This is a genomic window from Streptomyces niveiscabiei (genome assembly GCF_001419795.1).
Classification (GTDB): domain Bacteria; phylum Actinomycetota; class Actinomycetes; order Streptomycetales; family Streptomycetaceae; genus Streptomyces; species Streptomyces niveiscabiei.
Genome location: NZ_LIRL01000583.1, coordinates 1 through 8,484 on the forward strand (window position 1 = coordinate 1; position 8,484 = coordinate 8,484).

Genomic DNA, 8,484 nt, shown 5'->3' on the forward strand with positions numbered 1-8,484 from the left:
GGGGTGAACGGGGGGCGATCGGGAGCGATCGAGAAGGGGTTAAGTAAGGTTAGCCTAACCTAAGTTTGCTGTTCGAAATCGCGACTGTCCCGTGACCGTGATCACGTTCGCTGTCGGGGCCCGCGCCGGGGGGTGTTACTCCCTGGCGGCTCTCAGCTCTTCCTCGGACATTCCCCGCCGCCAATAACCGACAAAGGTGACCCGGCGCCGGTCGAATCCGCGCTCCTGGACGAAATGCCGCCGCAGGGCTTTCACGGAACCAGATTCCCCGGCGATCCACACGTACGGCAGTTCTGCGGGCGGCAGTTGGGCGGCGCGCAGATTCTTCAGGGAATCCTCGCCGACCAGCCAATTGATCTCGGTGTCTTTCGGGGCGGCGAGCTGAATGACGTCCGCGACGTCGGGAATCTCTATCCAGGCCCGCACCCGCCGGTCCCGGGGAAGCGCCTCGAGGATCGCCGCGACGGCGGGAAGTGCCGTCGCGTCACCCCACAGGACGATCAGGTCGGCGTCGTCGGGCGCCCGGAAGCGGATCGCCCGGTTGTCGGCGACGGCGGGGCCCAGCAGGAGGACCCGGTCGCCGGGTGCTGCCCTGTCGGCCCAGGCCGAGGCGGGTCCGGCGGGGGTGTGGAGCACGAAGTCGACGTCGATCTCGGCGGGGCCGGAGTCCGGCTCGCGGCGCAGCTCCCGCAGCGTGTACGACCGCATCACGGCCCGTACGTCGTCGGGGAGGTCGCGCCAGCCCTGCCACCAGCCGTCGCCGAGTTCGACCGGGACCTGCGGCTCGCGCTGCCCGGGATGCGGGACGAAAAGCGACAGCGACTGGTCGTACCCGGCGGAGAAGAAAAAGCGGAGATCGTCCCCCGTGAAAGAAACGCGGACGAGGGACGGAGAAATCCGCCGGGTCCGCGTCACGTGAAGGGAGAAGAAACGGAACGGGGACCCGGCGGAATCGGTCATACGGGAATCACGCGACCTTCTTGGCCTTCTCGATGGCCGCCGCGAGGTTCTCCAGGAGCGGCGCGCACTTGTCGTACGACAGAATCGGCTCGGGCGAACGCGCGATGACCTGGCCGGCCTTGACGGCGGGCAGCTTCTTCCAGGTGTCCTTGGTGATCGCCGCGGGCTGGATCGCCGAGGTGCGGTCGTCCATCAGGATCAGGTCCGCCGGGTACTTGTCGACGTTCTCCCAGCTCAGCGGCTCGAACCAGCCGCCGCTCGCCTTGAGGGTGGCGGCCGGGGGCTCGACGAAGTTGACGCCGAGGGCCTTGAAGTACTCCAGGTCGATGGAGAGGTTGCTACCGGAAACGTAGAACAGCTCGGCGCTCGCGGAACCGACGAGGACCTTGATGTCGGGCTTCGCCTTCGCGGCGGCGCGCAGCCGGGTCGCCGCGTCCTCGAACCGCTTCTTCGCGGCGGTCACCTTCGCGGCCGTCATGTCCGCGCCGAGCGACTCGGCCAGCTCCCACATGCGCTCCAGCGGCGCGGTGAGCTGGCGGTCGTACACCGAAATGCCCACGCTGGGCGCCAACTTGGCGATCTTGTCCTTGGACGCCTCGGGGACGTACCAGAGGGTGCCGGCCGCGTCGAACATCGTCGAGATGAGGACGTCCGGCGCGAGGGCGGCGTACTTCTCGACGTTGAACTCGTCCCAGACGTTGCCGAGGATCTCGACCTTCGAGACGTCCATGTCGCCGGCCTGGACGTCGGCCTTGCCCGCGGGCGTCTTCGTCGGGCCGAAGACGCCCTTGACCTCGATGCCGTAGTCGTACAGGGCCGCGCCGACGCCCGTGAAGGCGACGATCGTCGAGGGGGTCTTGTCGAGCTTCACGGTCGTGCCGCGGTCGTCCTTGAACGTCCACGGGCCGGACTTCGCGGGGTTCGCGCCCGGGCCCGCCGACTCAGAACCACCGCTTTTCGCGTCGTCGTCCCCGCAGGCGGTGAGGACGGCACCGAGGCCGAGGGCTCCGCCGGCGGCCAGGACGCCGCGGCGGGTGAGGTGGGTGGTTCTGGCGTTGGGCATGGGTGCGGCTGCTTTCGGACGTGCGGGATCACCGCCGGGACAGATCGAAGGTAGGTTAGCCTAACCTCAGTCGATGTTCCTAGGGGTGGTCGCCTTGGATCGAAAGCTGTGCACGGCCTGTGGAGCGCTGGATGTCAGCCCACAAGGCCCAACTCCCTGGCAATCAACATCCGTTGCACCTCGCTCGTGCCCTCCCCGATCTCCAGGATCTTCGAGTCGCGCCACATTCTGGCCACCGGGTACTCGTTCATGAAGCCGTAGCCGCCGTGGATCTGCGTCGCGTCGCGCGCGTTGTCGACCGCGACCGTCGAGGAGTGCAGCTTGGCCAACGCCGCCTCCTTCTTGAAGGGTTCGCCCGCGACCAGCCGGGCCGCCGCGTCCCGCCACGCCAGGCGCGCGGTGTGCGCCTTCAGCTCCATGTCGGCGATCTTGAACTGGATCGCCTGGTTGGCGCCGATCGGGCGGCCGAACGCCTCGCGCTCCTTCGCGTACTTCACCGACTCGTCCACGCAGCCCTGCGCGAGACCCGTCGCCAGCGCGGCGATCGCGATCCGGCCCTCGTCCAGGATGCGCAGGAACTGGGCGTAGCCGCGGCCGAGTTCACCGAGGAGGTTCGCCGCCGGGACGCGTACGTCCGCGAAGGAGAGCTCGCGGGTGTCGGAGGCGTTCCAGCCGACCTTCGAGTAGGGGGCCGCGACCGTGAACCCCGGTGTCCCCGACGGGACGATGATCGAGGAGATCAGCGGCTTGCCGTCCGGCTTGCGGCCGGTGACCGCCGTCACCGTCACCAACCCCGTGATGTCCGTACCCGAGTTGGTGATGAAGCACTTCGTGCCGTTGATGACCCATTCGTCGGTCTCGGGGTCCAGGCGGGCCGTCGTGCGCGTCGCGCCCGCGTCACTGCCGCCGTCCGGTTCCGTCAGGCCGAAGGCGCCGAGGAGTTCGCCCGCGCACAGGCGCGGGAGCCACTCGCGCTTCTGCTCGTCCGTGCCGAACAGGTGGATCGGCATCGCGCCCAGCGAGACCCCTGCTTCCAGGGTGATCGCCACCGACGAGTCCACGCGCGCCAGTTCCTCCAGCGCGACGCCCAGCGCGAGGTAGTCGCCGCCCATCCCGCCGTACTCCTCCGGGAACGGGAGGCCGAACAGGCCCATGCGGCCCATCTCGCGGACGATCTCGTACGGGAACTCGTGCCGTTCGTAGAAGTCGCCGATCTTGGGGGCCACGACGTCGTGCGCGAACTCCTCGACCGTGCGGCGGAGTTCTTCCAGCTCGGGGGAGAGGCGGTAGTCCATCACTGTTCCTTGTGGTCCTGGTGGGAGAGAGCGCGGACGGTGCGGGACGGGCTCGGGCGGCCCAGGTGACCGGCCAACCATGCGCTGGTGGCGACGAGTTGACCGAGGTCGGTGCCCGTGTCGATGCCGAGACCCTGGAGCATCCACACGAGGTCCTCGGTGGCCAGGTTGCCGGTCGCCGACTTGGCGAACGGGCAGCCACCGAGGCCGCCCGCGGAGGCGTCGACCGTGGTGACGCCGTGCTGGAGGGCGGCGAGGGTGTTCGCGAGGGCCTGGCCGTAGGTGTCGTGGAAGTGGACGGCCAGGGCGGAGGTGGGGACTTGGGCCTCGTTGAGGGCTGTGAGCAGGGCTTTCACATGGCCCGGGGTCGCCACGCCGATCGTGTCGCCGAGGCTCAGCTCGTCGCAGCCCATGGCGTGCAGGGCCTTGGCGACCCTGACGACCTGCGGGACCGGGACCGGGCCCTCCCAGGGGTCGCCGAAGCACATCGACAGGTAGCCGCGGACGTGGGCTCCGTGGTCCTTCGCGCGGGTGACCACCGGTTCGAACATCGTCAGGGACTCGTCGACCGTGCGGTTCAGGTTGGCCTTGGCGAAGGACTCCGTGGCGCTGGCGAAGACCGCGATGCGGGTCGCGCCGAGGGCCAGGGCCCGGTCGAGGCCGCGGTCGTTGGGGACCAACACCGGGAGGTCCACCGGGAGTTGGCGGATCTGCGGGAACAGGGCCTCCGCGTCCGCGAGTTGGGGGACCCACTTGGGGTGGACGAAGCTCGTCGCCTCGATGGTGGTGAGACCGGCGTCCGCGAGGCGGCGGATGAACTCCGCCTTGATCTCCGTGGGGACGGTCGCCTTCTCGTTCTGGAGGCCGTCCCTGGCGCCCACTTCGTGGATGCGTACGCGGGCGGGGAGGCCGTCGGCCGGGACGGTCATGGGGAGTTCAGGCATCGGGGGCCTCCTGGGGAGGGGCGCCTGCGGGGTCGCCAGCGTCATTGGCGTCGTCGGCGTCGTTCGGTGTGACGACCGCGAGGATCTGGTCCATGGCGACCGTCGTGCCCGGGGTGACGTCGAGTTCGGTGACCGTGCCCGCGTGCGGAGCCGTGATGACGTGCTCCATCTTCATCGCCTCGACGACCAGCAGGCTCTGGCCCGCGGTGACGTCGTCGCCGGTCGCGACCTTGACGACCGTGACCGTGCCGGGCATCGGGGCGGTGAGGGCGTCGGCGCCCGCGCGCGTGGTGGCCGTCAGGGACGCGGCGACCGGGTCGTGGTCGCGGACCTGCCAGGCCTCGCCGTCGCGGCCCAGCCAGTCGCCCGCGCGGTGGAAGGTGTGCCGCAGGCCGTCCAGCGTGACGCAGACCTGGCCGGGGGTGACGGTGTGCGTCCCGCGCGGGGTGTACTCCAGCGGCTCGCGCACCGTCAGGTGGAAGGCCGTGCGCTTCGGCTCGCCGCCCAGCCGCCACCCGCTCGGTACGGAGAAGGGGTCGACCCAGCCCTGACCGGCCGGCCGGAGCGCTTCCAGCCGTACGGCCGCCGCCGCCTCGTACACCTCCTCCGGTACGGCGTCGGAGACCAGGTCCCCGGCGACGCGCTCGACGAGCCCCGTGTCCAGGTCGCCCGCGACGACCGCCGGGTGGGCCAGGAGCGCGCGCAGGAACCCGGCGTTGGTCTGCACCCCCAGGGTGACCGTCTCCGCGAGGGCGGCCCGCAGCCTGCGCAGGGCGGTCGCGCGGTCCGGCCCGTACGCGACGACCTTCGCGAGCATCGGGTCGTACAGGCTGCCGACCTCGGTGCCCTCGCTGAGCCCGGAGTCGGTGCGGATGCCGTCGCCCTCGGGCTCGCGGAGCCTGAGGACCGTGCCGCCCGTCGGGAGGAACCCGCGCGCGGGGTCCTCGGCGCAGAGGCGGGCCTCCACCGCGTGGCCCGTGAGCGCGATGTCGTCCTGCGTGAAGGGGAGCTTCTCCCCGGCGGCGACCCTCAGCTGCCACTCCACGAGGTCGATGCCGGTGACGAGTTCGGTGACCGGGTGCTCCACCTGGAGGCGGGTGTTCATCTCCATGAAGCAGTACTGGCTGACGTCACCCCCGGGGACGATGAACTCGACCGTCCCCGCGCCGACGTACCCGCACGAGCGCGCCGCCTGCACCGCCGCCTCGCCCATCGCCGCGCGCGCGGACGCGTCGAGGAAGACCGAGGGGGCCTCCTCGACGACCTTCTGGTGGCGCCGCTGGAGGGAGCACTCGCGCTCGCCCAGGTGGACGACGTTGCCGTGGCCGTCCGCCAGCACCTGGATCTCGATGTGCCGGGGGCGGTCGATCCAGCGCTCGACCAGGAGCGTGTCGTCGCCGAAGGAGGCGCGGGCCTCGCGGCGGGCGGCGGCGATCTCGTCGTCCAGCGCGGCCATGTCGCGTACCAGGCGCATGCCCTTGCCGCCGCCGCCCGCGCTGGGCTTGAGCAGCACGGGGGCGCCCAACGCGCGGGCCGCCTCGGCGAGTTCGGGGTCGCGCCCGCCCGGGACGACGGGTACGCCGGCCGCCTCGACGGTCTCCTTGGCGCGGATCTTGTCGCCCATCAGGGCGATCGCCTCGGCGGGCGGGCCGATGAACACGAGCCCCGCCTCGGCGCAGGCGCGCGCGAAGGAGGCGTTCTCCGCGAGGAAGCCGTACCCGGGGTGGACCGCCTGCGCGCCCGTGCGGGCGGCGGCCTCAAGGATGCGCTCCGCCGACAGGTAGCTCTCCGACGCGGGCGCCGGGCCGATCCGTACGGCCGTGTCGGCCTCGCGGACGTGCCGCGCGTCCGCGTCGGCGTCGGAGTGGACGGCGACCGAGCGCACCCCCAGCGCGCGGAGCGTGCGGATGACGCGGACGGCGATCTCGCCACGGTTGGCGACGAGGACGGTGTCGAACATGGGCCTCACATCCGGAAGACGCCGAACTGGGGGTCACCCAGGGGCGCGTTGGCGCAGGCGGTCAGGGCCAGGCCCAGGACCTGGCGAGTTTCCAGGGGGTCGATCACTCCGTCGTCCCACAGGCGGGCCGTCGCGTAGTACGCGCTGCCCTGTTGCTCGTACTGGGCGCGGATCGGCGCCTTGAAGGCGTCCTCGTCGGTGGCCTGCCACTCCTCGCCGCGCGCCTCCAGCTGGTCGCGCTTGACGGTCGCCAGGACCGAGGCGGCCTGTTCGCCGCCCATGACGGAGATCTTCGCGCCGGGCCACATCCACAGGAAGCGGGGGGAGTAGGCCCGGCCGCACATCGAGTAGTTGCCCGCGCCGTACGAGCCGCCGATCACGACCGTCAGCTTCGGGACGCGCGTGCACGCGACGGCCGTGACCATCTTCGCGCCGTGCTTCGCGATGCCGCCCGCCTCGTAGTCCTTGCCGACCATGAAGCCCGAGATGTTCTGGAGGAACAGCAGCGGGATGCCGCGCTGGTCGCACAGCTCGATGAAGTGGGCGCCCTTCTGGGCCGACTCGGAGAACAGGATGCCGTTGTTGGCGACGATGCCGACGGGGTGGCCGTGGATGTGCGCGAAGCCGGTGACCAGGGTCTGGCCGAACTCCGCCTTGAACTCCGCGAACCGTGAGCCGTCGGTGATGCGCGCGATGACCTCGCGGACGTCGTACGGGGTGCGCGGGTCCACCGGGACCGCGCCGTACAGGCCGTACGGGTCGGCCTTCGGCTCCGCCGCCTGGCGGACCGCCCAGGGGAGCGGCCCGCGCGCGGGGAGGGTGGCGACGATGTTCCTGACGATGCGCAGCGCGTGCGCGTCGTCCTCCGCGAGGTGGTCCGTCACGCCCGACACGCGCGCGTGGACCTCGCCGCCGCCCAGCTCCTCCGCCGTGACGACCTCGCCCGTGGCCGCCTTCACCAGCGGGGGGCCGCCCAGGAAGATCGTCCCCTGACCGCGGACGATCACCGCCTCGTCGCTCATCGCGGGGACGTACGCGCCGCCCGCCGTGCACGAGCCCATCACCGCGGCGATCTGCGGGATGCCTGCGCCGGACATGCGGGCCTGGTTGTAGAAGATGCGGCCGAAGTGGTCGCGGTCCGGGAAGACCTCGTCCTGCATCGGGAGGAACGCGCCGCCCGAGTCCACCAGGTACACGCACGGGAGGCGGTTGTCGAGGGCGACCTCCTGCGCGCGCAGGTGCTTCTTCACGGTCATCGGGTAGTACGTCCCGCCCTTGACCGTGGCGTCGTTCGCGACGATCACGCACTCGCGCCCGCTCACGCGGCCGATGCCCGCGATGACGCCGGCCGCCGGGGCCTGGCCGTCGTACATCCCCTCGGCCGCGAGCGGGGCCAGCTCCAGGAACGGGGAACCGGGGTCCAGGAGGGTGTCCACGCGCTCGCGCGGGAGGAGCTTGCCGCGCGCCGTGTGCCGGGCGCGGGCCTTCTCGCCGCCGCCCAGGCGGGCCGCCGCGAGCTTGCCGCGCAGCTCCTCGGCGAGCGCGCTGTGCGCCGCCTCGTTCGCCCGCCACGTCTCCGACGCGGGGTCTGCCGCGCTGGTCAGCACGGGTTCCTGCGCCATGTCGCGCTCCCCTCCGAAGTTAATGAGCGTTAACCCATGGCCTCCATGTTAACGACCGCTAACAAGCCTGTCTAGAATCGATTTCATGGGCACCAGAACCGACGCTCCCACCCGGCGCGACCAGATCCTCAGAGAGGCTGCGCGGCTCTTCGCCGAGCGCGGGTTCCACGGCGTCGGCGTCGACGAGATAGGCGCGGCCGTCGGCATCAGCGGACCCGGGCTCTACCGGCACTTCGCGGGCAAGGACGCGATGCTCGCGGAGCTTCTCGTCGGCATCAGCGGCCAGCTCCTCACGGGCGCGCGCCGCCGCCTCCAGGAGTCCTCCGCCGAGCCTCCCGCGCGCGTGCTGGACTCCCTCATCGAGGGCCACATCGACTTCGCCCTCGACGACCGGCCCCTCATCACCCTCCACGACCGCGAACTCGACCGCCTCCGCGACAGCGACCGCAAGCTCGTCCGCCAGCTCCAGCGGCAGTACGTCGAGCTGTGGGTCGGGGTGGTGCGCGAGGTCTACCCGGCCCTCCTCGAACCCGCCGCGCGGTCCGCCGTCCACTCGGTCTTCGGGCTCCTGAACTCGACCCCGCACCTCGGGCGCGCGGGGTCGCTGCCGGGGCGGGGGGACACGGCGCGGTTGCTGCAC

General features: G+C 71.3%; 7 protein-coding genes. 1 reads left to right on the top strand and 6 read right to left on the bottom strand.

What is annotated here, in order from left to right:
• Positions 1-135 precede the first annotated feature (135 nt).
• The 6 genes from AOK24_RS27000 to AOK24_RS27025 all read right to left on the bottom strand — a co-directional run bounded on the left by AOK24_RS27000 (position 136) and on the right by AOK24_RS27025 (position 7,844).
• Positions 136-960 (bottom strand): siderophore-interacting protein, encoded by an 825-nt coding sequence (locus tag AOK24_RS27000; protein WP_055722663.1) that lies wholly within the window; start codon positions 958-960, stop codon positions 136-138.
• 7 nt (positions 961-967) lie between these two features.
• On the bottom strand, positions 968-2,023 hold the full coding sequence (locus tag AOK24_RS27005; protein ID WP_055722664.1) for an ABC transporter substrate-binding protein: 1,056 nt from the start codon (positions 2,021-2,023) through the stop codon (positions 968-970).
• Between the two features lie 134 nt (positions 2,024-2,157).
• Positions 2,158-3,318, bottom strand: coding sequence for an acyl-CoA dehydrogenase family protein (locus tag AOK24_RS27010; protein WP_055722665.1), 1,161 nt, complete (start codon positions 3,316-3,318; stop codon positions 2,158-2,160).
• Positions 3,318-4,262, bottom strand: a complete 945-nt coding sequence (locus AOK24_RS27015) for a hydroxymethylglutaryl-CoA lyase (protein WP_107104057.1) — start codon at positions 4,260-4,262, stop codon at positions 3,318-3,320. Before AOK24_RS27015 ends, AOK24_RS27010 begins: the two co-directional genes overlap by 1 nt.
• Complete coding sequence (locus AOK24_RS27020) at positions 4,255-6,222, bottom strand: ATP-binding protein (RefSeq protein ID WP_055722667.1); 1,968 nt, start codon at positions 6,220-6,222, stop codon at positions 4,255-4,257. Before AOK24_RS27020 ends, AOK24_RS27015 begins: the two co-directional genes overlap by 8 nt.
• 5 nt (positions 6,223-6,227) lie before the next feature.
• Positions 6,228-7,844: a carboxyl transferase domain-containing protein gene (locus tag AOK24_RS27025; RefSeq protein ID WP_055722668.1), complete on the bottom strand. Its 1,617-nt coding sequence runs from the start codon at positions 7,842-7,844 to the stop codon at positions 6,228-6,230.
• Between the two features lie 85 nt (positions 7,845-7,929).
• On the opposite strand from AOK24_RS27025, the gene AOK24_RS27030 reads away from it, so the two are divergent.
• Positions 7,930-8,484: SACE_7040 family transcriptional regulator (locus AOK24_RS27030; RefSeq protein WP_055722669.1), on the top strand; the 555-nt coding region annotated here is incomplete at its 3' end.